We start from the raw sequence: 25,499 nt of genomic DNA, 5'->3' as shown, positions 1-25,499 counted from the left end.
CTGGCAACCGCTCGACGTCACGCCCCGCCGCACCGCTGCCAACCCGCGTGTTGATTTCGGCCGTCATACGCGCCCCAACTCCACACACCCAAAGCGCCACCCGGCGTGTGGAGTTCGGCCGTCATACGCGCCCCAACTCCACACACCCAAAGCGCCACCCAGCGTGTGGAGTTCGGCCGTCATACGCGCCGCAACTCCACACGCTGCGTCCGCGGCTGACGGGGCTGTGGCAAGCTGGGCGCGTGCCGAAGGTGGTGGATCGCGAACAGCGACAGGGCGAGTTGCTGGCGGCCACCTGGCGGGTGGTCCGGGCGCGCGGCGTCGAGGGCACCACCACCCGGGCGATCGCCGACGAGGCCGGATGTTCGTTGAGCGTGCTGGCGCATTTCCTGGGCGGCAAGGGCGACATCCTGGTGGCCGCGCAGAAGGCGGTGTACGACCGGATCGTGGAGCGGGCCTTCCGGATCGGTGGCGACCTGTTCGGGCTGGAGGGGCTGCGGGCGGCCCTGGAGGCGGTGCTGCCGCTGGACGAGGAGCGGGCGGCGGACGCGCATGTGAACGTGGCGTTCGCCGGGGCGGCGCTGTCGCATCCGCGGCTGGCCGACTCGCGGCGGTCCTCGCACCAGGAGATCCGGGTGCACCTGCGGAACTGTCTGCGGGAGGCGCGGGAGCTCGGTGAGCTGCGGGCCGGTGTCGACGACGAGGCGGTGATCGACGACTTCATCATTCTGGTCGAGGGCAGCACCCTGCTCAGCCTGGTGGACGGCTGGGCCGAGGAGGGACGCGCCGAGCGGCTGTCCCGCCTCGCCAACCAGTTCGTGGATCAGTTGCGCGGCTGAGCCGCGATCAGCGACTGGTACCAGTAGTAGGAGTCCTTGGGCGTACGGGACAGGTCCGCGTAGTCGACGTGGATCAGGCCGAACCGTTGCTCGTACCCCGCCGCCCACTCGAAGTTGTCGAGCGCCGACCAGACGTAGTACCCGTCCACCCGTACCCCCGCGGCAATGGCATCGGCCACCGCCCGCAGGTGGGCGTCGAGATAGCCGATGCGCCGGGGATCGGCGACCCGGCCGTCCGGCCCGGGCCCCGCGTCGTGGAACGACGCCCCGTTCTCCGTGATGATCACCGGCGGCAGGTTCGGATAGCGCTCGTGGAGCGTCACCAGGATCTCGGTCAGCCCGGATGGCACGATCGCCCACCCGAAATCGGTACGTTCGTCGCACTTCACCGGCACCGGGGAGAACGGCATGTCCGATGGAATGTCCACTTCGAGCACACCGCTGTAGTCCTTCCCGGCTCGCGGCGCCTCGATCATCGTCGGTTCGTAGTAGTTGACCCCGTAGAAGTCGAGCGGCGCCCGGATGAGTTCCAGGTCCTGGTCGAGCTGGGTGTCCGGCGTCCCGATCCCGGCCCGGATCAGCTCGTTCGGGTATTCGCCGCGCAGGATCGGGTCGGAGAAGGTCCAGTTGGTGAGTTCGGAGAAGAGCGTCGCTGCCGCGACGTCCGCCGGATCGTCACCGGCCGGGGTCACCGGGAAGTGCTGGTTCGCGATCCCGACGGAAACTGCCGGCTGGGTACGCAGAACCTGCACCGCCAGCCCGTGCGCGAGCAACTGATGGTGCCCCGCCGGCAGCGCCCCGAGCCCGAGCCCGCGCGCCGGGGCGTGGTCGGTGAGCGCGTACCCGTAGAGGGTGTGCACGTTCATCTCGTTCATGGTGATCCAGTGCCGGACCCGGTCGCCCAGATGTGCGACGAGCGTCCCGGTGTAGTCGGCGAACCGGTACGCGGTGTCCCGGTTCATCCAGCCGCCGGCGTCCTCCAGCTCCTGCGGCAGGTCCCAGTGGTAGAGCGTCGGCACCGGCCGCAGCCCCGCGCCGAGGATCGCGTCGACGAGCCGGTCGTAGAAGGCGACGTCCCCGGCCAGGACCCGCGGCCAGGAGAAGGAGAACCGGTAGTCCTGCACCCCGGCCGCGGCGATCAGCGCGATGTCCGACTCGTACCGGTGGTAGTGGTCGATCGCCACCCGCGCGTCCTGGCCGTGCACGACGGTCCCGGGGCGGGCGGTGAAGGTGTCCCAGATGCTCGGGCCCTTGCCGGCGGCGTCGGCCGCGCCCTCGATCTGGTACGCCGACGTCGACATGCCGAACCGGAATCCGGCGGGTAACTGGGGATACAAGGCGGTACCTTTCAGCGAATCGCCCGAAGGCGCGGGAGAAGGGCCAGCGCGACCAGCGCGATGGCCGCCGTGACCAGGTACAGGACGCGGTAACCGCCGAGCGCGGTGACGATCGGCGCGGCCAGCACCGGGGCGAGCATCTGCGGCAGGGTTCCGGCGACGTTGGCGACGCCGAGCATGGTGGCCCGGGTCTCGGCGTCCGGCACGACCTGGGTGAGGATCGCCATGTCGACCGCGATGTAGGCGCCCCACCCCACGCCGACCAGCACCGAGGCGACGATCACGACCGGGACGACCGGGACGAGGGCCATCAGGGTGGTGCCGGCGGCGAGCACGATCGCGCCCACCACCACGAAGATCCGGCGTCTCTCCCAGCGGTCGGACAGCACTCCCCCGGCGAACCCGAAGATCCCCGCGAACAGCACGTTGACCACGGTCAGGATCAGCACCCAGGTGGCCGCGTCGTCGACGCCGACCTGGTCCGACAGGTAGTACAGGAGGTAGACCAGGACCAGCGCGTTCACCAGGTTGAGCAGGAACCGGATCAGCCACGCCCAGGCGAACTGCCCGCCCGGCCACCGCATCCGCCCTCGCCGCCGCTCGAGCACGGGACTCTCCCGGTTGATGATCAGCAGCGCCGCGCCGAGCGCCGGGACGGCGATCGCCACCGCGAGGTAGCCGATCGTCGCGTCACCCGCCGCGACCGCCACTGCCGTCCCGAGGATGACCCCGGCGATCTGGGCGACCCCGAACAGGGCGCCGACCGTGCCGCGCTGACTCTCCGGCACCCGATCGCCGATCAGGGCGGCGAGCGCGGCCAGCGGCCCGTTCAGGCCCACCTGCACCAGGATCCAGCCGGTCATCATCGTCGCGGTGGTGTCCGCCCCGGAAAGAACGATCAGTCCCGCGACCCCGATCACGGTCCCGGCCACGAAGATCGGCCGGCGGGCCCGCAGCCGGTCGGAGAGCGCGCCCCAGAGCGGGTTGGCCACCATGGACGCTCCCGCGCCCCACGCGGTGACCAGGGCGAGCAGGGCCTCCTTGCCGTCGTCCCCGGCCAGCCGGGCCGCCTGCTCGGGGAGCAGGATCTGGATCGGCCCGAACCAGCCGGCCGCGACACCGACCATGGCCAGCGCGTACGCCGCCATCCAGCCGCGGCCGACCCGGGACTCGACGACAGCTGTCATCCACGCGCCCGTTCCCACATCACCGTGTACGCCTCGGCCCCGCTGAGCAGCTGTGTCCGCAGCAGCGGCCCGTCCGCCCCGGCCTGGTTGATCAGGTCGGTAATCCAGTCGGCGTACAGCCCGTACTGGGCGACGCCGTCGGTGTTGAGGTCGAAGGTCCGGCTGCCGTAGACCTGCTTGCCGACCGTCGTTCCGTTGATGGCGGTGAAGGGGTAGGTGAGCGGGCTGGACCCGGCGTTCAGCCGGGGAGCGGCCTGCGGTCCCAGACCGTTCACGTCGGTGCCGACCCCGTACCCGGTGATCCTCGAGCCGTTGGCGAGAGCCCGGTGGCCACGCCATTCGGCCAGGAAGGTGCCGGTGTCCTGGCCGTCGTCGGTGGCCGAGAAGGCGTAGCTGGCGAGGAAGCCGCCGAGCCCCAGCATCCGGTTGATCAGGGCCGGGTCGGACCAGGTGTGCACCGAGGCGATCCCGGGATATCCGGCCTGTTCGGCCAGGTCCAGGACCGCTGACGCGGTCTTCACCCCCATGTGGTCGATGTGGATGATCATGCCGCGGTCGATCATTTCCTGGACGAGGTACGTTCCGAGCGCGGTGAGCCCACGGGTGTTGCAGATCTTCCCGCTCGGATAGACCGGCAGGATCGTGCCGGCCGGCAGCTTGACCCCGAGCTGGAGCAGCTTCGCGATGTCGTCGCTGACCAGTGGCTGCTCGTTGTCCGACGGCCCGGTGCAGTTGGTCGCCTGCCACCAGTGCCCGGTGGAGATCAGGTTGCCGACGTTGATCGCCGCGCCGGTCGTGCCCTCGTCGAACCGGGTGCCGCCGAACGCGTTGTCGAACTTGTGCACCGGGTACAGGCCGCTGACCCCGATCGCCGCCAGCTCGTCGAGCCCGGCGTCGATGTCGGCAGTCGTGCACTGCGCGGCGCCGTTGATCTCGCGGCATCCGAAGATCTCGGAGTTCTCCACGCCGATCGTGACGGCGAGTTTGCCCTGGGCGGCGATCTGGCGTACCTCGGCAGGGGTCTTCGCCAGCCGGAACCAGCCCTTGCCCGGGCCGCCGCTGCGGGCGTCCACATAGTCCTGCATCTTGCGCAGATAGGTGGCCTGCGCGCGGATCTGATCCATCTCGTCGCAGGAGGTGTGCTCCGGGGTCAGCTCACAGATCACCCGGTTGGCGACCAGCAGCACGTTGAGCACCCGCTGGCCGGACTTCCAGGCCCGCTCCAGACTGCGGAAGTAGGAGGCCTCGTGCAGCATCGTGTCGTGCTGCGGCCAGTCGCCGAAGGTCGGCCAGCCGTCCTCGGCCGAGGCGACCGGGTCGGTACCGGCGATGATCGCCTCGAGCAGGGCGCCCCAGCCGAGGGTGGCGTGCGACGCGCAGCCTTTCAGGGCGACCGGGGCGCCGCCGGCGGCGTACGCGTCCCCGCAGTGCAGTGATCCGCCGAACGCCTCGGCCGCCGTGATGTGCGCGTGCGCGTCGATCCAGCCGACCAGCTTGCCGTTCGCGCCGACGCCGGGGGCCGGGGTGCCGCTGACGCCGGTGGCGATGTCCGGGATCGCGGCGCAGCCGGTCGCCGGGGCGAGCGCGAAGGTGGCCCCGCCGGTGCCGAGCCCGCCCAGGTAGGAGCCCATCTGCTGGCCGGTCGAGGTGTTCACGAACTTGTGGCGGCTGCCGTCGGTGGTGATCGTCCAGTCGGCCCGGGCGCCGTACTCGCCGCCGGCCCACACCCAGTTGACCACGCTCTGGTACGGCGGGGCGCCGTCGGCGTCGCGGAGCAGGTAACGGCCGAGCGCGGTGGCCTCGAAGCGGAACGGCTCGGCCTTGGCAGCCGCGCCGAAGCCGTAGCCGACCGAGTCCTTCCAGACGTGGCCGAGCGAGGTGGATCCGTTGAAGGCCTGGAGGGTGACGCAGGCGCCCTCCAGGTCGTAGGCGGGCGTCCAGTTCGCAGCTCCGGAGGCGGGCGCGGGCAGCCCACCGACGAGGCCGATCACCAGGACGCCCGCAACCAGCGAACGAGTCACGCGGCACCCCCTTTTGTCGATCACTTGATCCAACAAAATTGGAGTGTAAGAACGGTCACACCTTCGAGGCCAGAGGGAGACGTGAATATTTTTCTCTGGAGCGGGATGAGAGCTAGCGTGTGAGGCGTGGCGCTCTCACTGGCGGTCTCCCCGTGCCCCAACGACACCTTCGTGTTCCACGCCCTGATCCACGGGCTGGTGAGCGGGGCCCCGCCCGTCGATCTGACCTTCGCCGACGTCGACGTCACCAACACGGCCGCCCTCGACGGCCGGTTCGACCTGGTCAAGGTGAGCTATGCGGCGCTGCCCTGGCTGCTCGGCGACTACGAGCTGCTGCCCACCGGCGGCGCGCTCGGGCGCGGCTGCGGCCCCCTGGTGCTCAGCAACGGGCGCACCGACCTGACCGGCGCCACCGTCGCCGTCCCCGGCGACCGCACCACGGCCTACCTGCTGTTCCGCCTCTGGGCCGCCGATCAGCCGCCGGCCCGCATCGAGGTCGTCCCGTTCCACCGGATCATGCCGGGCGTGGCCGAGGGCCGGTTCGACGCCGGCCTGGTGATCCACGAGGCCCGCTTCACCTACCAGCGATATGGGCTGACCGCCCTGGCCGACCTCGGCGAGTGGTGGGAGAGCGACACCGGCCTGCCCATCCCGCTCGGCGCGATCCTGGCCAAACGCGGCGCCGTCGACCCGGCCGAGGCCACCGGATGGATCCGCGAGTCGCTGCGCCACGCCTGGCGCGACCCGGCCGCCGGCCAGGACTTCATCCTCGCCAACGCGCAGGAGATGGAGCCCGCGGTGGTCAAGCAGCACATCGAGCTGTACGTCAACGAGTTCACCCTGGAACTGGGCGAAGAAGGACTCGCCGCCGCCGACGCCCTGCTGGGGCGTGCGGCGGCGGCGGGTCTCACGCCGGCTGTTCCGTCGTTTATCTAGATCTCGAACTCGCGGGCGACCGCGTGCACCAGCTGCGCGATCTTCAGCGAGGTCTTCTTGTCGGGGTAGCGCCCACGCTGCAGAGACGGCTGCACCGAGCTCTCCAGCACCTTGATCATGTCCTCGATCATGCTGGCCAGCTCATCCGCCGGGCGGCGGCGCAACTCGGCCAGGGACGGCGGGGCATCCAGCAGTTTCACGCCGAGAGCCTGCGCTCCCTTACGACTGTCGACGATGCCGAACTCGATCCGCTGGCCCGTTTTCAGTTCCGTGACCCCCGCCGGCAGCGCACCCTTGGGAAGGAAAACGTCTCCGCCCTCATCACTGGTGACGAAACCGAATCCCTTCGCTGCGTCGTACCACTTCACTCGACCCGTGGGCACCGCTGACCTCAACTTCACTCAATGGACACAACCGCTCACGGCAAGGCTATCCACCGGACGCTTCCGGCCCAACTGCAATCTCACTGAGTAACGCCGGGAACACGGTCAGATCCGGCAAGACGTACGAAGCGCCGGCGGCCCGCAACTCGGCCTCGGAACACGGGCCGGTCACCACCCCGATCCCTGGGACGCCCGCGGTCCGGGCCGCGACCATGTCGCCGACGTGGTCACCCACGTACCACCGGACGCCGTGCTCGGTCAGCGCGGCCGCCTTGCCCTCGGAGAACAGGTCACCGGCCAGCTCGTCGGCGTGCAGCCCGAGGTGGTCCAGGTGCAGCTGGGCCAGCCGGCCCAGTTTCGAGGTGACCACCACGACCCGCAACCCGGCCGCCCGGACCGCGTCCAGAGCCGCCACCGCGCCCGGGGTCGGCCGGCTCGGCAGGACCGCGTGATCCGGATAGAGCCCCCGGAACGTGGTCACCGCCTCCTCGACCTGCTCCTCGGGGAACCAGTGCCGCAGCTCGGTCCGCAGCGGCGGACCGAGCCGGGACACGGCGAGGTCGGCGTCGACGTGCACGCCGGTCTTCGCGACCAGCGCGTGGTACGTCTCCCGGATGCCCGGCCGGGAGTCGATCAAGGTCATGTCCAGGTCGAAACCGACCGCGTCCGTCACGGGTGCCGGCTGGAGGCCCGGTAGCTCAGGCTTTCCACCGGAAGAGGGAAACTCTGGTCGTCGCCGAACGGGGACGGGGCGGCGGCACGGTCGGAGAGAAGCTCGGACACGTCCATCTTGCCCTTCATGTCCACGCCGCGAAGGTGAGTGTTCTCGTTCGCCGGCGTCGAGCTGCCCGCCGTGATCCCCTTCGCCACTTTCGGTCCTCCTGAAGATCGAAGGCCCGGCCACGCCCGGACCAACCACTATCGTCCCATGAACGTTAGCGTTGAAGACGATGGCCACCACATTCGCCGATCAACTCCGGTCGCTGCCCGACGAAGCGCTGGGCGCGCTCATACAGTTGCGCCCCGATCTCGTCGTTCCGGTGCCCGCCGACATCTCGGCCCTCGCCGTACGCGCACAGTCCCGTAACTCGGTCGCCCGCTGTCTGGACGGCCTGGACGAGTTCACCCTCGTGATCCTCGACGCGGCCCGCCTGAGCCGGGCCGCCGACACCGCGCTGACCTCGGTCGACGCCATCCTCGAACTCGCCGCGGCCGCGCCCGCCGAGGACGTCCGGGTGGCGATCGACCGGCTCCGGGTGCGGTTCCTGCTGCACGGGCCGCCCGAGGCGCTGCAGGTCGTCGGCGCCGTCGACGAGGTCACCTCGCCGTACCCCGCCGGGCTCGGCCGTCCCGCCGACTACCTGGACGCCCGGGCCGCCGCGCTCTGCGCCGACCGGGCCAAGCTGCGCCGGACCGTGCTCGCCGCGCCCCCGGGCGCCCGCGCCGTCCTGGACCGGCTCGCCGCCGGCCCGCCGGTCGGAGCACTCAATCAGAACACGGTCGCCGAGCCGGTCCGGTGGCTCGTCGAGCAGCACGTCCTGGTGCCGGTCTCGGAGGCCGGCCGGGCCCCGCGCCCCGACGGTGAGCTGGTCGAACTCCCCCGTGAGGTCGGCATGCTGCTGCGCCGGGAGACCGGCCCGCTCGGGGTGCTGCGGCCGCTTCCGCCGGTCCCCGGCGGGCCGTCGCGTGATCCGCAGTCCGCCGACTCGGCCGGGGCCGGGCAGACCATGGAGGCGGTCCGCGCCACCGAGGCGGTCCTCGAGTCCCTCGCCGCCGAGCCGGCGCCGGTGCTGCGGACCGGCGGGCTCGGCGTTCGCGACCTGAAACGGCTGGCCAAGGCCGCCGGGACCGACGAAGCCGGGACGGCCCTGCTGGTGGAGACGGCGTACGCGGCCGGCCTGCTCGGCGAATCCGACGCCGGCCCCAACCAGGAGCTGTTCCTGCCCACCGGGGCGTACGACCTGTGGCGCGCCACCGGCATCGCGCACCGCTGGGGCGCCCTGGCCCGGGCCTGGCTCACCATGACCCGGCAGCCGGGCCTGGTCGGCCGCCGCGACGAACGGGACCGGCCGATCAACGCCCTCGCCCCCGACGCGGAACGGGCCGGCGCCCCGCAGGCCCGCCGGGAGGCGCTGACCGCGCTCGCCGACCTGGACACCGGCGCGGCACCGGCTCCGGACGAGTTGCTGGCGCTGCTGTCCTGGCAGGCGCCCCGGCGGGCCCGCGGCCGGGAGACGGCACACCGGGACGCGTACGCCGGTGCGGCCCTGCTGGGGATCACCGGGCTGGGCGCGCTCACCTCGTACGCCCGCCTGCTCCTGAACGACTCCGGACCGGACGGGACCGACCCGCTGGGGGTGCACCCGGAGGACGCGCACGCCGACGCCGTCAGCGCCCTCGACCGGCTGCTGCCGGCCCCGGTCGATCACCTGCTGGTGCAGGCCGACCTGACCGTGATCGTGCCCGGCCCGCCCGAACCCGACCTGGCCACCGAACTGGACGTGCTCACCGAGCAGGAGTCGGCGAGCGTCTTCCGGGTCACCCCGGCCAGCGTGCGGCGCGCCCTCGACATCGGCTACCAGGCCACCGACCTGCACGAACTGTTCCGGCGCCGATCCCGTACCCCCGTCCCGCAGACGCTGACCTACCTGATCGACGACGCCGCCCGGCGGCACGGCGGCCTGCGCAGCGGCTCGGCCGGCTCCTACCTGCGCAGCGACGACGAGGCGCTGCTCGCCGAGGTGCTCGCCGACAAACGGGTCGGCACCCTCGACCTGCGCCGGATCGCGCCGACCGTGCTGGTCAGCCCCCGCCCGGTGGCCCGGCTGCTGGGGGCGCTGCGCGAGGCCGGGTACGCCCCGGTCGCCGAGGACGCCGGCGGCACCACCGTGCTGACCAGGCCGAAAGCGCGGCGGTCCCCGAGCCGCTCACCGCGGATCGCCGAGCCGTCCACCCCCGTGCTGGTCGGCCCGCGCCTGGCCGGGGTGGTCGAGCAGTTGCGCCGCGGCGACATCGCCACCCGGGCCGCCCGGCGCGCCCCGGTCACCGTCCGGGCCGCGCACGGCCAGGCGATCCCCGGCCTGACCGCGGTCCAGCAGCACACCCAGGCGATGGCGGTGCTCCAGCAGGCGGTCCGCGACAAGGCCCGGGTCTGGGTGGGGTACGTCGACTCGCACGGCGCCACCCTCTCCCGCCTGGTCCGCCCGGTCTCCCTGTCCGCCGGCTACCTCCGCGCCGAGGACGAACGCGGCGAGAGCCTGCACACGTTCGCCCTGCACCGCATCACCGCCGCCGTCACGGAGGAATAGTCCCTCGCCTACTGCCTTGCGACTAGCTGCGTGGAGCCTATAGGCTCCACGCAGCTAGTCGCTTATCACCTCATGGGGGATGGCAGTGCGATCGCACCTGCAGCCAATCAGTACGACGTAGCCACAAAACGCATCGTCAACAGGAACCCGGCTCTGTTCGGGCGGGTCTTCGGTATCGATGTGCCGCAACGACCCGGAACCGGGCCTACCGAGCTCAATCTCGCCGAGGTGCACGTCGACCGGCGAAATGCCGACCTGGTCATCACCGGCGAGGACCTCGTCCTGCACCTCGAATTCCAGCGCAGGGCGGATCCGGCGATGGCTGACCGGATGCTCATCTACCGCAGCCTTCTGCGGGTCGAACCCGCCTGTGCCGACAAAAGGATCAAGCAGCACGTCATCGTCCTCGGTCAAGGCACTTCACCGAGCAGGATCGATGAGCCACCCGAGCTGGTCTACATGTTCGAGACCCACTACGCCCGAGACCTCGATCCGGCAGTGGCGCTCGGTGATCCACTGACCGCGCCATGGGCCATGCTCGCCCCTGTCCACGACGACGACGGCCAGATGGCCCGGCTCGCCGAGGTCATGCGAGTCGCACGATCCGCCGGATCCGAGTCCCTTGCCCGCGACCTGATGACGACCACGCTGGACTTTGCCGCGGTGGTGATGAAGCGAGAAGATATCGAGAGAGCCCTGAGGGAGGCCGGCATGCCGAATTACAAAGGTGAGATGACCTGGGAGGACGAGCTCATCGACGAAGGACGCGTCGAGGGCACCCGAAACAGCGCCATCCAGCTCCTGACGCATCGCGGAATCGCTCACACCAAGGCCACGCTGATCGCGGATCAGCTCATCGAGAAGAACCGGAACGGCGCAGTGGAGCAGGCCGCGTTCGGCGACCTCAACGATCTCAACGCCCTGATTGTCGGGAAGTAGGGGTTCTGTCGGGTCGTGCGCCCCCGTTTGACGCACGACCCGGCCGTTAATACCGACGCTCTACGGGGGCAAAAGGTTGTAGACGAATTTCGTGGCAAACTGGAGGGTCGGTATTTCGGCTCTTCGGAGGGTGTACGCGTGAGCGGCGGACCACTGATCGTGCAGTCGGACAAGACCCTTCTCCTGGAGGTGGATCACCCGGACGCGCAGGCCTGCCGGATGGCGATCGCGCCGTTCGCCGAGCTGGAGCGGTCACCGGAGCACGTGCACACGTACCGGTTGACCCCGCTGGGCCTGTGGAACAGCCGGGCGGCCGGGCACGACGCGGAGAGCGTGGTCGACTCGCTGATCAAGTTCTCGCGTTACCCGGTGCCGCACGCGCTGCTGGTGGACGTCGCCGAGACGATGGATCGGTACGGTCGCCTGCAACTGCTGAACGACCCGGTGCACGGGCTGGTCCTGCGCGGCCTCGACAAGATCGTGCTGATCGAGGTGGCGAAGTCGAAGAAGCTGGCCGGCATGCTCGGCGCCCGGATCGACGACGAGACCATCCTGGTGCACGGGTCCGAGCGCGGCCGGCTGAAGCAGGCGCTGCTCAAGCTGGGCTGGCCGGCCGAGGACCTGGCCGGTTACGTGGACGGCGAGGCGCACCAGATCGACCTCAGGCAGGACGGGTGGACGCTCCGGTCGTACCAGCAAGAGGCGGTCGACGGTTTCTGGGCCGGAGGCTCAGGGGTTGTGGTCTTGCCCTGTGGCGCGGGGAAGACGCTGGTGGGCGCGGCCGCGATGGCGACGGCCAAGGCCACCACGCTGATCCTGGTGACCAACACGGTCGCCGGCCGGCAGTGGAAGCGGGAGCTGCTGGCCCGGACCACGCTGACCGAGGAGGAGATCGGGGAGTACAGCGGCGAGCGCAAGGAGATCCGCCCGGTCACCATCGCGACGTACCAGGTGCTCACGTCGCGGCGCGGTGGCGCGTTCACGCACCTGGACCTGTTCGGCGCGCGGGACTGGGGCCTGGTCGTCTACGACGAGGTGCACCTGCTGCCGGCGCCGATCTTCCGGTTCACCGCTGACCTGCAGGCCCGGCGGCGGCTGGGGCTGACCGCCACGCTGGTGCGCGAGGACGGCCGGGAGGGTGACGTGTTCTCCCTGATCGGCCCGAAGCGGTACGACGCCCCGTGGAAGGACATCGAGGCGCAGGGCTGGATCGCCCCGGCGGAGTGCGTCGAGGTGCGGGTCACCCTGACCGACGCCGAGCGGATGTCGTACGCGGTGACCGAGGCCGAGGAACGCTACCGGGTCGCGGCCACCGCCCGGACCAAACTGCCCGTGGTGAAGGCCTTGGTCGACCGGCACCCGGAGGAGCAGGTGCTGGTGATCGGCGGTTTCCTGGATCAGTTGCACGAGCTCGGCGGGTTCCTGGACGCCCCGATCGTGCAGGGTTCGACGACGAACAAGGAGCGGGAGCGGCTGTTCGACGCGTTCCGGGACGGCTCGCTGCGGACCCTGGTGCTGTCGAAGGTGGGCAACTTCTCGATCGACCTGCCGGAGGCGGCGGTGGCGATCCAGGTGTCCGGCACGTTCGGTTCCCGGCAGGAGGAGGCGCAGCGTCTCGGCCGGGTGCTGCGGCCGAAGGGTGACGGCAGGCAGGCGCACTTCTACACGGTCGTCTCGCGGGACACGATCGACACCGAGTACGCCGCCCACCGCCAGCGCTTCCTCGCCGAACAGGGCTACGCCTACAAGATCGTCGACGCGGACGACGTCCTCGGCCCGCCGCTGCCGACCGTCGACTGAGGCCGGGTCACCGCTTCCAGGTCCGGGCCGGCGTGTAGATCACATTGCCGGCCCGGTCGAAGGCCCGCAGCTGCACCTTGAACGTCGTGCCGTACTTCGCGGTGTTGATCCAGAACGCGTAACCAGGCGTGACATCCGCGGCGACGATCTTGCCGTTGATGCCCAGCTCGACCCGGGCGATCCCGTTGCGGTCCCACGCCGCCGCGGCGACCTGGACCGTGCCCTTGACCTTCGCGTTGTTGGCCGGCGCCTTGGTGATGCTCAGGAGCGGCTTGGTGTTGTCCACGATCACGGTCCGCTGGGTCTGAACGCGGTTGCCGGCCCTGTCCCGGACGTCCCAGATCAGGGGCCACCGGCCCTCCGGGATGTTGGTCCGCACCGCGGTGAGGACCGTGCCGGACAGTTCCTTGTCGGTGCCGGAGAGCACGGCCGACGGGAAGTAGCCCAGGTTGTCGCTGACCCGGATCGTGGTGCTGATCCGGTTGCCGCGGATCAGCGTGTTGTTCGCCGGGGCGACCCAGGTGACGACCGGCGCCTGCGCGTCGACCTGGACGTCGACCGTGCGGGTCGATTGTTGTCCCAGCTCGTCCCAGGCGTGGACGGTCACTGGCACGATCCGCGTGGTCCGGCCGAAGTCGTGCTCGTAACTCCAGGCGGTGGACCGCAGGGTGCCGCCGATCCACCATTCGACCCGGTCGACACCGGAGACGTCCGTCGCGTTCACGACGAGCCGGGACCGCCCGGGACCGACCAGATGGTCGATGCCGCTGATCTCCGGCCCGGTGTTGTCCACCTTGTACTTACGTGAGTAGTAGTTGGTCGTGTTGCCGGCGTGGTCGACGACGGCGAAGTGGACCGTCGAGCCGGTGATCCGGGTGTCCCAGGGCAGGACCCAGGGCGCCGCCTCGACGCGGCTCGCCTCGCGCCCGTAGATGTCGCTCAGCACGATGCGCGCGGTGTCCGCGGAGACGCCCGACACTCGGAGTTCCACCTGGCCGTGCAGGATCGTGCCGCTCATCGACGGGAACACGGCGGCCGGGAACTCGTCGTCCAGCCGCACCCGGGTGGTCATCTCACCGGTCTTGCCGGTGGTGTCGTGGGCACGGATGGTGAGATCGAAGTCGGTGCCATGCGGAATGTCAGCGACGTTGACGGTGAATCCGTCCCGCGCCTGCGTGGCCGAAGCGCGACGTACTGATGTGCCGTCGACCAGGACATCCACGAACCTGACGCCGACATCGTCGCTGACCACCGGAGTCAGGAAGGGGTTGCGGCTGATGGCTTGACCGTCGGTGAAGCCGGTCGAGGTGACCGTCGGCGCGGCGACGTCGACCGGCTCGTCGACGGCTGACGCCGGCCCGGTGCTGGAAAGAATCAAGGTGCTGGAAAGCGCCGCGATCGCGGCGAAACGCAGCATGCCCACAGTGGCTCCCCGTTGAAATTTGGCTGCCCGGGCACAATACGCCGCGGAATCGCCAGAAGTCGATCTAGAGACTCGCTCCCCACTGCAGCGACAGGCGGGTGGCGGCACGTTCGGCGCGGATCTCCATCAGGTCGCCGAGGATCACCGCGCGGTCCACCACCACCGCCTGGTCGTCCATGGCGTAGGTGGTCCGCTCGCTGACGAAGACCGCCTCACCTGACGGCCGCCGCAGGTGACCGGCGACCGGTTCGGTGAGCAGCCCCGGAACGATCCGTTCCGAGGCGCGCACGATCATCGCGCCGGCGTCGGCCAGTGCCACGTACAGCGAGGTCCGCCGGAAGTTCTCGGCGGCGATCCGGGCGCCGTACGGCTCCGGGATCCACGACGTCTGATGGATCACCGGCTGGTCGCCGAGGAGCCGGACCCGTTCCAGGCGCAGGCCGGCGCCCTCGGCCGTGACCGAGATCACCTCGGTCGTCACGTCGTGGCCCTGTTCCCTCAGGTCCTCGACGAAGCTGCGCAGCGTGTCGACCCGGTACGCGGCCTGCACCGGCGCCACGAACGTCCCCCGCCCGGCCTGCTGCAGGATCAGCCCGTCGTCGCGCAGTTGCTGGAGGGCCTGGCGCAGGGTCATCAGCGTCACGCCGTACTGGGCACTGAGTTCCCGCTGCGCCGGCAGCGCGTCACCGGGCCGGTAGACCCCGCTCCGGATCTTGTCGGCCAGGTCGGCGGCGATGCGCCGATACGCGGGGATCTTCACGGGACACAGTCTGGCCCATCACGCGTCGAGGGCCGTCCGGAACCCGGCCAGCACGGCGCCGAGCTGTGCCGGGGACTCGCCGTCGAGGATCCGCCGCATCAGGGCCGCCCCGATCACCACCCCGTCGGCCGACCCGGCGGCGGCGATCGCGTGCTCGTGGGTGGAGATCCCGAACGCCAGCAGCACCGGCCGGTCGGTGAGCTGCCGGACCTCGGTGGCGATCCGCCCGCCGGAGGCGGCGAACTCCGTGCCGGTCGTGCCCATCACCGAGACCGCGTAGACGAAGCCACGACTGCGTTCGGCGATCTCCGCGAGCCGGTCGGCGGGGGTGGCCGGCGCGGCCAGCAGCGTCAGTTCGACACCGGCGGCAGCGGCGGCCTCGGCGAGTGGCCCGGCTTCGTCGACCGGCACGTCCGGCACGATGAGCCCGCTGATCCCGGCGTCCGCGAGTTCCTCGCAGAACGACGGCCGGGAGATCACCAGGTTGTAGTACGTCATGGCGATCAGCGGGACGTCGAGGTCGAGGGCGGCCACCTCGTCCAGCACGCCACGGACCGTGACGCCGCGCCGCAGGGCCCGGTCCGAGGCTTCCTGGATGACCGGCCCGTCGAGGATCGGATCGGAGAACGGCAGCCCGATCTCGATGGCGTCGGCGCCGTTGCGGGCGTACTCCCGCAGGTATTCGGTCCAGTATTCGGTGATGCCGCCGGTCAGGTAGGGAACGAGGAGCGGCCGTCCCTCGACCCGGCGCGCGCGCAGATGACGTTCGAGGGTCACGATGCCTCCATCAGGGTCGCCATGTCCTTGTCGCCGCGCCCGGAGAGCGTCACCAGCACCGTCGACCAGGGCGGCAGCTCCCCCGACTCGGCGGCCCGGATCACCCAGGCGATGGCGTGCGCCGATTCCAGTGCGGGGAGGATCCCTTCGGTACGGGCCAGCCGGTGCACCGCCGGGATCACCTCGGCGTCGCTGACCGTCACGTACCGGGCCCGGCCCATGTCCTTGAGGTAGGCGTGTTCCGGCCCGATCCCCGGGTAGTCCAGCCCGGCCGCGATCGAGTGCGCCTCGCTGACCTGCCCGTTCTCGTCCTGCAGCAGGTAGGACCGGAACCCGTGCAGCACACCGGTCCGCCCGGCCGCGACCGCCGCCCCGCCCTCGGCCTCGACGCCGATGAGCTGCGCCGGGGTGTCGGCGAACCCGGCGAACGTGCCGGCCGCGTTGGATCCGCCGCCGATGCAGGCGACCACGTAGTCGGGGGTGCCGGTGGTGAGTTCGGCGGCGCACTGCCGGCGGGCCTCGTCGCCGATGACCCGCTGGAACTCCCGGACCATCCAGGGGTACGGGTGGGGGCCCATCACCGAGCCGAGGCAGTAGTAGGCCTCGTCGACGCAGGTCACCCAGTGCCGCATGGCTTCGCTGGTGGAGTCCTTGAGCGTACGGGTCCCGCTGGTCACCGGGACGACCTCGGCGCCGAGCATCTTCATCCGGAAGACGTTGAGCGCCTGCCGCTCGATGTCGACCTCACCCATGAAGATCGTCGCCTGGAGCCCGAGCAGCGCGGCCGCGGTGGCGGTGGCGACCCCGTGCTGGCCGGCGCCGGTCTCGGCGAGGATCCGGGTCTTGCCCATCCGCTGGGCGAGCAGCGCCTGCCCCAGCACGTTATTAATCTTGTGGGAACCGGTGTGTGCCAGGTCCTCGCGCTTGAGCAGCACGTTCACGCCGAGTTCGGCGGAGAGCCGCCAGGCCGGGGTGAGCGCGGTGGGCCGTCCGGCGTGCACGGCGAGCAGCCGGTCCAGGTCCCGGTGGAACCGCGGGTCGGCCCACGCCTCCCGGAACGCCTCCTCGACCGCGGCGCAGGCCGGCACGAGGGACTCGGGCACGTAGCGCCCGCCGTACTCCCCGAACCGTCCCGTTCCACCGGGATCGGCCATCACTGCGCTTCCTCGGTCATGCCCTCCCGGCCCTTGCTTCGCTGCGGTGCAGTCGGTCATGACAATGGCGGCCGGCATCGGCAGCGCGATCTCGGTCACGGCACACCTCCACTGTTCTAGAACTGAGTTCTAGAACAGTTATACACAGGTGCGCGCTATTCCGGAAGGGCCGGCCCTGGCCGCAGGATGTCGGCGAGCAGATCCCCGTGCGTCTCGACGCGCTGCAGGGTCTCCGCCGCGCCGCACTGCCAGGACGGCATCTCCCCGGTCGCCATGGCCACCACCTCGTCCCAGGTCAGCGGCGTGGACGCGGTCGGCGATCCGCCCGCCCGCAGCGAGTACGGCGTCACCGTCGTCTTGGCCGCCGCGTTCTGGCTCCAGTCGATGAAGATCTTCCCGGGCCGTAGCCGGCGAGCCATCTTCGCGGTGATCGAGCCGGGCACCATCTTCGCCAGTTCCTCCGCCACCCGCTTGGCATAGGCCGACACGGTCTCCGATGACTGCGTCCCGGAGATCGGGCAGCACAACTGCATACCCTTCTTGCCCGACGTCTTCGGATAGGCGGCGATCCCGTCGGCGGCCAGCCGGTCGCGCATCAGGACCGCCACCGCCGAGCATTCCCGCAGCCCGGCCGGCGCCCCCGGGTCCAGGTCGACGACCAGCAGGTCCGGGTCGGCGCCGATCCGCCACTGCGGGGTGTGCAGTTCGATCGCCGCGAGGTTCGCCAGCCAGACCAGCGTGGCCAGCTCGTCGACCACCACGAAGTCGATGGTCTCCCGGCTCTTGGTGGACCCCGGCACCGGCAGGGTCTCCAGGCGCACCCAGGACGGCGTACCCCCCGGCTTGTTCTTCTCGAAGAAGTGCGCCTGGTCGACGCCGTTGGGATAGCGGATCCGGGTGACCGCCCGGTCCCGCAGATGCGGCAGCATCACCGCAGCAACCCGCGTGTAGTAGTCGATCACCTCGCCCTTGGTGAAGCCGGCCGCCGGGTACATCACCTTGTCCAGGTTCGACAGCTCGACGTCGCGATCTTCGATGGTCACCAGGAACCGGTCACGGCGCATCGTCGGCACACTCCGAGGGCAGCTTGTCGTCGCGCAGCCGCAGGAAGCGGGGGAAGCGCAGGCGACGGTCGGGCGTCTGGTTGCCGTATCGGATCTCGGCCACCAGCTCCGGGCGTACCCAATGCGCTCCCCGGGCATCCGCACGCGGCACCGCACCGGGAGCGAACGGCGAACCCGGGGTGGCGAGCGGCGCCAGCCGCGAGAGCAGATCCTTCTCCGCCGCCGCGCCGATGCCACCACCCACCCGGCCGCGGAAGGCCAGGCCGGACGGGGTCGGCACGCCGATCAGCAGGCCGCCGAGCTTGCGCGCGCCGGGCCGCCAGCCGCCGATCACGTAGTCGCCGGTCCGGTCGAACTTGACCTTGACCCAGTCCGCGGAGCGGTGCCCGGGCAGGTAGACCGAGTCGGAGCGCTTGGCCATCACGCCTTCGAGCTGGTTCTCCCGGGCGGCGGCCGCGGTGGCCGGCCCGTCGCCGAAGGACGGCGGCACCATCCAGCGCGGCCCGGCCAGGTCGAGCTCCTCCAGGCGCTCGCGGCGGGCCAGGTAGGGCAGGCCGGTGTAGTCGATCCCGTCGAGGAAGAGCAGGTCGAAGATGAGGTACGTGGCGGGAACGGTGACCGCGAGGGCGGCGGCCTTCTGCGTGTCCCGGACGTGCATCCGCTCGGCCAGCGCGGTGAACGACGGCCGTCCCGCCGCGTCGAAGACGACCATCTCGCCGTCGAGCAGCGTCCCCTCCGGCAGGTGCAGGTCGGCGATCTCCGGGTAGGCGGGGGTGACCACCGCGCCGGACCGGGCGAACAGCCGGGGCGGGCCGCCGTCGAAGAGGGCCAGGACCCGCACCCCGTCCCACTTGAACTCGTAGCTCCAGTCCGCGCCCACCGGCAGGTCGCCCGCGGTCGCGAGCATCGGCGTCAGCGGTGATCCGGGCACCCGATCACCATAGGCAAAAGCGTTCACCTTACGCAGGCGTCCCAGTGATGCCATTCTGGGAACATGCGAGCGATCTGGAAGGGCGCTGTCTCATTCGGTCTGGTGTCGATCGCCGTCAAGCTCTATTCGGCGACCGAGGAGAAGGACATCCGCTTCCACCAGGTGCATCGCACCGACGGGGGCCGGATCAAATATCAGCGCACCTGTTCGGTGGACGGCGAGGTGGTGGCCTACGACGACATCGCCAAGGGCTACGACATCGGCGGCGGCGAAATGGTGATCTTGACCGATGACGACTTCGCCGAGCTGCCCCTGAGCACATCGCGTGCCATTGACGTGCTCGAATTCGTTCCGGCCGAGCAGATCGACCCGATCCTGTTCGCCAAATCGTACTATCTGGAACCCGAGGGCCAGGCCGCCAAACCGTACGTGCTGCTGCGCGACGCCCTCCGGGACGCCGACCGGGTGGCCATCGTCAAGATCGCGATCCGGCAGCGCGAGCAGCTCGCCACCCTGCGGGTCCGCGACGACGTGCTGGTGCTCAACACCATGATGTGGCCCGACGAGGTCCGCACACCCGACTTCGGCTTCCTCGAAGACCCGATCGAGACCCGCCCGGCCGAGCTCGCGATGGCGAGTTCGCTGATCGACTCGATGGCCGGCAGCTTCAAGCCCGACGAGTTCACCGACAACTACCGCACCGCGCTCCAGGAGGTCATCGACGCCAAGGTCGAGGGCCGCGAGGTGGTCCAGCCGGACGAGCCCGAGGAGGCGGCGCCGGCCGCGATCGACCTGATGGCAGCCCTCAAGGCATCCGTCGAGAGAGCAAAACAAGCAAGATCATCTGAGGGTACGGTCGACGCGCCCCCACCCGCGAAAAAGGCGTCGTCGGCGCCCCGCGCGAGCGCGAAGAAGAAGAGTGCCGCCGCTCCGGCCAAAAAGACCACCGCCGCGACCAAGACCACGCCCGCCAGGAAGGCCACGAAGAAGTCCGCGTGACTACTCTTCTCCCATGGGCGTGGCGGATGGGGTGGCTCGATGGCACTGACATGGGCGGAGTCTTACCTGGGCAAGGTTCGGGCGAGCATCGGCGACACCGACACGATCTTCTTCGTCGGCGCGCGCACCGTGGTCCTCGACGAGCAGGGCAGGCTGCTGCTGATCCAGCGGTCGGACAACCGGCGCTGGGCGATCCCGGCCGGCGCGATGGAGCTCGGCGAGAGCATGGAGCAGTGCGCCGTCCGTGAGCTGTGGGAGGAGACCGGGCTGCGGGCGACGTCGCTGACGCCGTACGCGTTCTACACCAACTACACCTACACCAACGAATACCGGCACACCTATCAGCAGGTGCTGATGTCGTTCGTGGTGCACTCCTGGGAGGGTGAGCTGCTCCGGCAGACCGACGAGAGCGTGGACGCCGGCTTCTTCGCCCTGGAGGAGCTGCCGCAGGAGTCGTTCATCGTCGACGAGGCGCTCGCCGACCTCGCCGAGTTCCGGAAGACCGGAATCCTGGTGATGAAGTAAGGGTGTCCTAAATCGCGGTGCGGCACCCCGCCTGCTTCGGGCAGGATGGCGTTCCGTGAGTAGGAAGCGCCGCCTGAGCCTGGACCTGTCCCCGTTGCGCACCTCCCGGGACTTCCGGCTCGTCTTCATCGGCGGCGTCGCGACCGCTTTCGGGTCGTTCATCAGTTACGTCACCATCCCGTACCAGGTGGCGAAACTGACCGACGACCCGCTGATGGTCGGCCTGATCGGCGTCTGCGAGCTGCTCCCGCTGCTGATCATGTCGTTCGTCGGCGGCGCGCTCGCCGACTACATCGACCGGCGGCTGCTGGTCCGCGGTTCCGAGCTGGCCCTGGCCGCGATCTGCGGCATCCTGCTGTTCAACTCGCTCTCCGACGAGCCGCACCTGTGGCTGCTGTACGTGGCCGCGTTCCTCACCGCCGCCGTCGCCGGCCTGCAACGTCCCGCCCTGGACGCGATGCTGCCCCGCCTGGTGAAGCCGGAGGAGCTGCCGGCCGTCATGTCGCTGCACTCGCTCGGCATGCAGTTCGCCCAGCTCTTCGGCATGCCGCTGGCCGGCATCCTGCTGGCCAGCTTCGACCTGGCCTGGGTGTACGCGTTCGACCTGCTCACCTTCGCCGTCTCGCTGGTCTGCCTGACCCTGGTGAAGGCCGTCCCCCCGCCGGTCGCCGCCGACCGCCCGTCGCTGAAGACCGTCGTCACCGGCCTGAAGTACGCCAAGTCCCGCCCCGAACTGCTCGGCACCTACCTGGTCGACATCAACGCCATGTTCTTCGGCATGCCGTCGGCGCTCTACCCGTTCCTCGCGCAGGACCTGGGCGGACCCAAGGTGCTCGGGCTGCTCTACGCCGCGCCCGCGGTCGGCTCCCTGATCGCCACGTTCGGCTCCGGGTGGACCGCACGCGTGCACCGGCACGGCCTGATGGTGCTGATAGCGGCGGCTTTCTGGGGTGTCGGCATCATCGGCGTGGGCCTGTCGAACACGCTCTGGCTGACCCTGTTCTGCCTGGCGTTCGCCGGCGCGGCCGACATGGTGTCCGGCCTGTTCCGCATGATCATCTGGAACCAGACGATCCCCGACCATCTGCGCGGGCGGCTCGCCGGCATCGAGATGCTGTCGTACACCACCGGGCCGCTGCTCGGGCAGTTGCGGGCCGGCGCGATGGCCCGTACCGGCCTCGGCGTCACCGGCGCCATCTGGCTCGGTGGTGTCCTCTGCGTGGCGGGCAGCCTGGCGCTGGCGGCCGCTCTGCCGAAGTTCGTCGCCTACAACGGCAAGGACGGCATGGCCCTGAAGAAGGCCGCCGACGACGAATGGGCCGCCACCGCCGCCGACCGTTCCTGACCGACACACACCGCCCCCACGCACCGCCCTCACAGGCCACCCCCACGCACGCCCCCACGCCACCGCCCTCACAGCCATCCTCACGCGCCGCCCCACGGGCCGCCCCCAGGCACCTCCCCACGGGCCACGCGCAGCGGCCGGCCCGAAGCTCTGCCGGCCGGCTCGCGGAATTCTCCGGCTGGTCCTCCGTGCTGTCTCGGCGCGGGTGAGACAGCACTGACAGCCAGCCGGATCCGCCTCGGTCCCGCCGCGAGGTTCCCCGGCTGGCCCTCATGGCTGTCTCGCGCGGCCGGAGGCAGCCATGAGAACCAGCCGGGCAAGATCTACTTCGCTCGGGCGGGTTCGCGCAGTGCCGGGGTCAGGGCGATCGACAGAACCAGGAGCATGGCGACCGCGAGCAGGCCGCGGGACACCGTGAAGTGGTCGCCGAGGAAGCCGATCAGGGGCGGGCCGCCGAGGAACGCGCAGTACCCGATCGAGGCGACCGCCCCGACCCGGGCCGGCGCCTTCGCCGGCTCGTCGGCCGCCGCACTCATCCCGACCGGGAAGCCCAGCGACGCCCCGAGCCCCCAGAGCATGGCCCCGGCGAACGCGACCGGCGCGGACGGGCCGAACACGAAGATCAGCAGCCCGACGAGGCCGGTCACGGCCAGACCACGCAGCACCGGGACCCGGCCGTAGCGGTCGAGCAGGTTGGGCCCGTACCACCGGCCTACCGTCATCGCGGCCAGGAACAGCGCGAACCCGAGCGTGCCGGTGGACGCCTCGGTGCCGTGGTCGTCGATCAGCGCGATGCTGATCCAGTCGATCCCGGCGCCCTCGGTGAGCGCGAAGGCCAGCACGAACAGGCCGATCAGCAGGGTGCGGGGCTCCCGCCAGGCGGCCAGGGCGCTGGGCTTCTCCCCCGTACCGGTCTCGGTCTCCGCCTCGTCCGGCACGAACCAGCGGACCGCCGGCACCACCGCCGCCACGACCAGGACACAGCTGATCACCACGTGCACGGTGACCGACAGGCCGATCTTCACGGCGCCCGCGCCGACCAGCGCGCCGGCCACCGTGCCGACGCTGTACCCGGCGTGGAAACGCGACATGATCGACCGGCCGAGGTGGCGTTCCACCACTGCGGCCTGCACGTTCATCGCGACGTCCCAGGCGCCGGTGGAGAACCCGTAGACGTAGAGCGCGATCACCACCGGGACGACCCCGTACGTGTAACCGACCGCGACGGCGGCCAGCGACGCCCCGAGCACGACCGCCATCGTGCCGACCATGGCCCGCGACCCGAACCGGCTGACCATGTGCCCGGCCAGCGGCAACGACGTGATGGAGCCGGCCGCGATGGCCAGCAGCACCAGGCCGAGCTGTGACGGGGTGAGCCCGAGTTCGTCGCGGATCTGCGGGATGCGCGCGGCGAAGCTGGACATGGCAACGCCGAGGAAGATGAAAGTGACGTAGACCGACCGGGTGGACGACCGGAGGCCGACCGTCTCGACTGTGCTCAAAAGGGTGACCCCGTGTGATCGTGAACGTTTACTCTTAACAACCTATCCAAAATCGGGGCGCAGCCTCTAGAGCGATCGCACCTGCCAGGGAGCCCACTGGACCGGAGCGGCGAAACCACCCCGGCGGGCGTCCCGGGCGCCGGACGCGGAGAGCGGGCCCTCCCGGTCGGATTTCACGCCGGCCCCGATCAGCCTGGTCTCGAACCAGGAACCGTTCAGGCCACGGCGCACGCGCTCCCACAGGCCGCCCTCGATCAGCGCGTCGGCGTGCACGCGAAGGCGCTCGGCCAGCACCTTCGGGTCCTCGTCGCAGGCGTCACAGGGGCAGGCCGGCAGCGACTCGGTCCACCAGCGGCCGAACCGCAACCGCAGCCCCGGCTCGGCGAACTGGATCGCCAGCGGGGCGGCGGTGGGCATGCGAGGGATGAGCCGGACGGTCCGCACGAGCGCGTCATCGGGCTCGAGCGGCTCCTTGCACTCCCGGCGCTCGACCAGGTAGCGCTCGGTGAGCTCGTCCAGCATGGTGTCGGCCGCCTCGTGCAGCAGGGCGAAGCGGTCGGTCTGGGTGGTGTCCGGTCTGCCGTCCACCACTGCAGTATGCCGCGCTCGGCCCGCGGCAGCCCGGTGCTGCGGTGGAAGACGAGTCATCAGAAACCGAAGTCCCCTGCCTTGACGCCTTCCAGGAACGCCGCCCACTCCTGGTGGGTGAAGGCGAGGTACCCACCGCCGGGGTTCTTGGAGTCACGGACGAGGTAGCCATCCTCGACCCGCGCCACCTCGACACAGGCGCTGTGGGAGCAGGATCTGCTCCGCCGCCAGTGGAGCACTTCCCCCATTTTGATCATTTCTGTACACCTCCGTGACGGTTCGGAATCAACGTTAAGCGAGGGATTCGTCACTGACCGGAGCCGCGCATGAATGAAAAACAGGAAACGCCGCTTATCCCACTAAATGTGGTCTATGCGGCGTCTATTTGCTGCGCTTATTCTTTTTTGCGAGTATTTGGACCGCTGTTTTGACCGGCCCGCTCCTGCAAAACGCAGTGCCTGAGCGGGCGGGCCCGACGACATCAGAAGCGGAACTCGCCCGCCGTCACGCCCTCGACGAAGGCATCCCACTCGGCCTCGGTGAAGCTCAGAGCAGCGGCCTCGGGCTTCTTCGAGTCGCGGATCAGGTAGTTCTCGCCGACCTTCGCGACCTCGACACACGTCGACGTTCCGCAGCGGCTGCTCTTCCGCCAAGCGGGCACGTTCATCTCTTCCATCGGGGACCTTTCGGAATCTATCCAGCAATCATGTTTCACGGGTTCTGCCGGAGCACCCGCTCGGTGGTGGCGCGCTCCAGTTCTTTTATCTGCCGCTCGATGAATTGGATCGTGTCCTCCTCATCCGCGACCTCATGCCAGACCCGGTCATAACGGGCGCGATGTTTCGCGATCGTCTCCGGGTCCTCGATCATTTCGTCGTTGAGACCGGTCTCCCGGTACAGCACTTCGCCCTGTCCCAGCTTGAGCAGGTCGAAGCTGGCGTTGTTGGTCACCGCGGCGTCCTGCGAGAACGGCACCATCCGGATCCGGACGCCGTCCTCCTCGACCGCCTGCTTCAGGCGGCGCAGCTGTTCCGCGAAGACCTCGGACCCGCCGATGGTCCGCCGGAGAACCGACTCGTCGACCATGAGCAGGTACTTCACGTTCCGGGCCTGCAGCACCTCGCGGCGCTTGTTCCGTGCCTCGATACGCCTGGTGCGCAGTTCCTCGGAAAGCTCGTCCTCGTACCGGGACATCAGGGCTTCCGCGTAGGCGGGCGTCTGGAGGTGACCCGGTATGTAATAGATCGAGTACGAGCGGATCTCGGTGGCTTCACTCTCGTACTCGATCAGTTTACGCATGCCGTCGGTGAGGGTGTCGCGGAATTCAGCGGCCTGATACCACGCCTGACCTCGGCGGGTCCGCGCGATGCGAGTAGCCGCGAGCAGATCGGCGACGACCGTCTTGTCCTTGATACCGAGATAGGTCAGCAGCGGGCGCAGATCGTTCTGGGAGACGCTGACGTCCCCGTTCTCGATCCGGATCACCTTGCTGAGCGACCACTCCATTTCCTCGGCGACCTGATTTTGGGTGAGTCCGGCTCGTTCCCGCGCTTCACGGAGCGCGAGACGTACGCGCCGGCGCGCGATCGTCGGCGAGTCACCCTCGGTCATGAGTCCTTCATCGTCGAAGTGGGGGTGGTGACGCTTTGTAGTCGATGGCTATCCGTCTGCCACCTCGCTG

At 69.9% G+C, this 25,499-nt stretch carries 25 protein-coding genes; 8 read left to right on the top strand and 17 right to left on the bottom strand.

Annotation, left to right across the window (positions count from 1 at the left end; genetic code table 11):
* Positions 1-242: 242 nt before the first annotated feature.
* Positions 243-839 (top strand): TetR/AcrR family transcriptional regulator, encoded by a 597-nt coding sequence (locus tag ACZ3II_RS35820; protein WP_465523768.1) that lies wholly within the window; start codon positions 243-245, stop codon positions 837-839.
* Here the strand turns inward: ACZ3II_RS35820 and ACZ3II_RS35815 are convergent.
* From ACZ3II_RS35815 to ACZ3II_RS35805, 3 genes are read right to left on the bottom strand one after another with little or no spacing between them, the layout of a single operon-like run.
* Positions 824-2,176: a GH1 family beta-glucosidase gene (locus ACZ3II_RS35815; protein WP_465523766.1), complete on the bottom strand. Its 1,353-nt coding sequence runs from the start codon at positions 2,174-2,176 to the stop codon at positions 824-826. The two genes, ACZ3II_RS35820 and ACZ3II_RS35815, sit on opposite strands and share 16 nt — an antisense overlap.
* A gap of 11 nt (positions 2,177-2,187) precedes the next feature.
* Positions 2,188-3,363 (bottom strand): MFS transporter, encoded by a 1,176-nt coding sequence (locus tag ACZ3II_RS35810; RefSeq protein ID WP_465523764.1) that lies wholly within the window; start codon positions 3,361-3,363, stop codon positions 2,188-2,190.
* Positions 3,360-5,384, bottom strand: a complete 2,025-nt coding sequence (locus ACZ3II_RS35805; RefSeq protein WP_465523762.1) for a hypothetical protein — start codon at positions 5,382-5,384, stop codon at positions 3,360-3,362. Before ACZ3II_RS35805 ends, ACZ3II_RS35810 begins: the two co-directional genes overlap by 4 nt.
* A gap of 126 nt (positions 5,385-5,510) precedes the next feature.
* Here ACZ3II_RS35805 and ACZ3II_RS35800 point away from each other — a divergent pair, with 126 nt between their 5' ends.
* The gene (locus tag ACZ3II_RS35800) at positions 5,511-6,320 is read left to right on the top strand and encodes a 1,4-dihydroxy-6-naphthoate synthase (protein WP_465523760.1); all 810 of its coding nucleotides are present in this window, start codon (positions 5,511-5,513) and stop codon (positions 6,318-6,320) included.
* Here ACZ3II_RS35800 and ACZ3II_RS35795 read toward each other — a convergent pair.
* Genes ACZ3II_RS35795 through ACZ3II_RS35785 form a run of 3 tightly spaced genes read right to left on the bottom strand, consistent with a single transcriptional unit; the run spans position 6,317 to position 7,573 of the window.
* The gene (locus tag ACZ3II_RS35795) at positions 6,317-6,703 is read right to left on the bottom strand and encodes a cold-shock protein (protein ID WP_043522675.1); all 387 of its coding nucleotides are present in this window, start codon (positions 6,701-6,703) and stop codon (positions 6,317-6,319) included. The two genes, ACZ3II_RS35800 and ACZ3II_RS35795, sit on opposite strands and share 4 nt — an antisense overlap.
* A gap of 46 nt (positions 6,704-6,749) precedes the next feature.
* Positions 6,750-7,376: an HAD family hydrolase gene (locus tag ACZ3II_RS35790; protein WP_465523758.1), complete on the bottom strand. Its 627-nt coding sequence runs from the start codon at positions 7,374-7,376 to the stop codon at positions 6,750-6,752.
* Positions 7,373-7,573, bottom strand: coding sequence for a hypothetical protein (locus ACZ3II_RS35785; protein ID WP_465523756.1), 201 nt, complete (start codon positions 7,571-7,573; stop codon positions 7,373-7,375). The genes ACZ3II_RS35790 and ACZ3II_RS35785 overlap by 4 nt, the downstream gene beginning before the upstream one ends.
* A gap of 80 nt (positions 7,574-7,653) precedes the next feature.
* Here ACZ3II_RS35785 and ACZ3II_RS35780 point away from each other — a divergent pair, with 80 nt between their 5' ends.
* The 3 genes from ACZ3II_RS35780 (at position 7,654) to ACZ3II_RS35770 (ending at position 12,750) form a co-directional block, all read left to right on the top strand.
* Positions 7,654-10,011: a helicase-associated domain-containing protein gene (locus ACZ3II_RS35780; RefSeq protein WP_465523754.1), complete on the top strand. Its 2,358-nt coding sequence runs from the start codon at positions 7,654-7,656 to the stop codon at positions 10,009-10,011.
* Positions 10,012-10,083: 72 nt separating this feature from the next.
* Complete coding sequence (locus tag ACZ3II_RS35775) at positions 10,084-10,950, top strand: RpnC/YadD family protein (RefSeq protein ID WP_465523752.1); 867 nt, start codon at positions 10,084-10,086, stop codon at positions 10,948-10,950.
* Positions 10,951-11,088: 138 nt separating this feature from the next.
* Positions 11,089-12,750 (top strand): DNA repair helicase XPB, encoded by a 1,662-nt coding sequence (locus tag ACZ3II_RS35770; RefSeq protein ID WP_465523749.1) that lies wholly within the window; start codon positions 11,089-11,091, stop codon positions 12,748-12,750.
* 7 nt (positions 12,751-12,757) lie between these two features.
* Here the strand turns inward: ACZ3II_RS35770 and ACZ3II_RS35765 are convergent, their stop codons facing one another.
* From ACZ3II_RS35765 to ligD (ACZ3II_RS35740), 6 genes are all read right to left on the bottom strand, one after another.
* Positions 12,758-14,167, bottom strand: a complete 1,410-nt coding sequence (locus ACZ3II_RS35765; protein WP_465523936.1) for an Ig-like domain-containing protein — start codon at positions 14,165-14,167, stop codon at positions 12,758-12,760.
* 70 nt (positions 14,168-14,237) lie between these two features.
* On the bottom strand, positions 14,238-14,933 hold the full coding sequence (locus ACZ3II_RS35760) for a GntR family transcriptional regulator (protein ID WP_465523747.1): 696 nt from the start codon (positions 14,931-14,933) through the stop codon (positions 14,238-14,240).
* Positions 14,934-14,951: 18 nt separating this feature from the next.
* Positions 14,952-15,710 carry a tryptophan synthase subunit alpha gene (gene trpA, locus ACZ3II_RS35755; RefSeq protein ID WP_465523745.1) on the bottom strand — a complete coding sequence of 253 codons (759 nt, stop codon included), beginning with the start codon at positions 15,708-15,710 and terminating at the stop codon, positions 14,952-14,954.
* Positions 15,707-16,864: a tryptophan synthase subunit beta gene (trpB, locus tag ACZ3II_RS35750; protein ID WP_465523743.1), complete on the bottom strand. Its 1,158-nt coding sequence runs from the start codon at positions 16,862-16,864 to the stop codon at positions 15,707-15,709. Before trpB ends, trpA begins: the two co-directional genes overlap by 4 nt.
* 155 nt (positions 16,865-17,019) lie before the next feature.
* Positions 17,020-17,928 (bottom strand): non-homologous end-joining DNA ligase, encoded by a 909-nt coding sequence (ligD, locus tag ACZ3II_RS35745; RefSeq protein ID WP_465523741.1) that lies wholly within the window; start codon positions 17,926-17,928, stop codon positions 17,020-17,022.
* Complete coding sequence (gene ligD, locus ACZ3II_RS35740) at positions 17,918-18,859, bottom strand: non-homologous end-joining DNA ligase (RefSeq protein WP_465523739.1); 942 nt, start codon at positions 18,857-18,859, stop codon at positions 17,918-17,920. The genes ligD (ACZ3II_RS35745) and ligD (ACZ3II_RS35740) overlap by 11 nt, the downstream gene beginning before the upstream one ends.
* 63 nt (positions 18,860-18,922) lie before the next feature.
* On the opposite strand from ligD (ACZ3II_RS35740), the gene ku reads away from it, so the two are divergent.
* The 3 genes from ku to ACZ3II_RS35725 are packed head-to-tail and all read left to right on the top strand — an operon-like array spanning position 18,923 to position 21,728.
* The gene (gene ku / locus ACZ3II_RS35735; RefSeq protein ID WP_465523737.1) at positions 18,923-19,858 is read left to right on the top strand and encodes a non-homologous end joining protein Ku; all 936 of its coding nucleotides are present in this window, start codon (positions 18,923-18,925) and stop codon (positions 19,856-19,858) included.
* Positions 19,859-19,897: 39 nt separating this feature from the next.
* Complete coding sequence (locus tag ACZ3II_RS35730) at positions 19,898-20,383, top strand: NUDIX domain-containing protein (protein WP_465523735.1); 486 nt, start codon at positions 19,898-19,900, stop codon at positions 20,381-20,383.
* Positions 20,384-20,438: 55 nt separating this feature from the next.
* Complete coding sequence (locus ACZ3II_RS35725) at positions 20,439-21,728, top strand: MFS transporter (protein ID WP_465523733.1); 1,290 nt, start codon at positions 20,439-20,441, stop codon at positions 21,726-21,728.
* A 323-nt stretch (positions 21,729-22,051) separates the two neighbouring features.
* On the opposite strand, the gene ACZ3II_RS35720 is transcribed toward ACZ3II_RS35725, so the two are convergent.
* The 5 genes from ACZ3II_RS35720 to ACZ3II_RS35700 form a co-directional block, all read right to left on the bottom strand.
* The gene (locus ACZ3II_RS35720; protein ID WP_465523731.1) at positions 22,052-23,230 is read right to left on the bottom strand and encodes an MFS transporter; all 1,179 of its coding nucleotides are present in this window, start codon (positions 23,228-23,230) and stop codon (positions 22,052-22,054) included.
* 66 nt (positions 23,231-23,296) lie between these two features.
* The gene (locus tag ACZ3II_RS35715) at positions 23,297-23,818 is read right to left on the bottom strand and encodes a DUF6226 family protein (protein ID WP_465523729.1); all 522 of its coding nucleotides are present in this window, start codon (positions 23,816-23,818) and stop codon (positions 23,297-23,299) included.
* Positions 23,819-23,877: 59 nt separating this feature from the next.
* Positions 23,878-24,066: a DUF397 domain-containing protein gene (locus tag ACZ3II_RS35710; protein ID WP_465523727.1), complete on the bottom strand. Its 189-nt coding sequence runs from the start codon at positions 24,064-24,066 to the stop codon at positions 23,878-23,880.
* A 233-nt stretch (positions 24,067-24,299) separates the two neighbouring features.
* Positions 24,300-24,494 (bottom strand): DUF397 domain-containing protein, encoded by a 195-nt coding sequence (locus tag ACZ3II_RS35705; protein ID WP_043522688.1) that lies wholly within the window; start codon positions 24,492-24,494, stop codon positions 24,300-24,302.
* Positions 24,495-24,529: 35 nt separating this feature from the next.
* Positions 24,530-25,429: a helix-turn-helix domain-containing protein gene (locus ACZ3II_RS35700; protein WP_465523725.1), complete on the bottom strand. Its 900-nt coding sequence runs from the start codon at positions 25,427-25,429 to the stop codon at positions 24,530-24,532.
* Positions 25,430-25,499: the final 70 nt, after the last annotated feature.

The organism is Actinoplanes sp. NPDC019969 (assembly GCF_055562375.1).
This window is presented reverse-complemented; position numbering and strand designations above follow the sequence as displayed.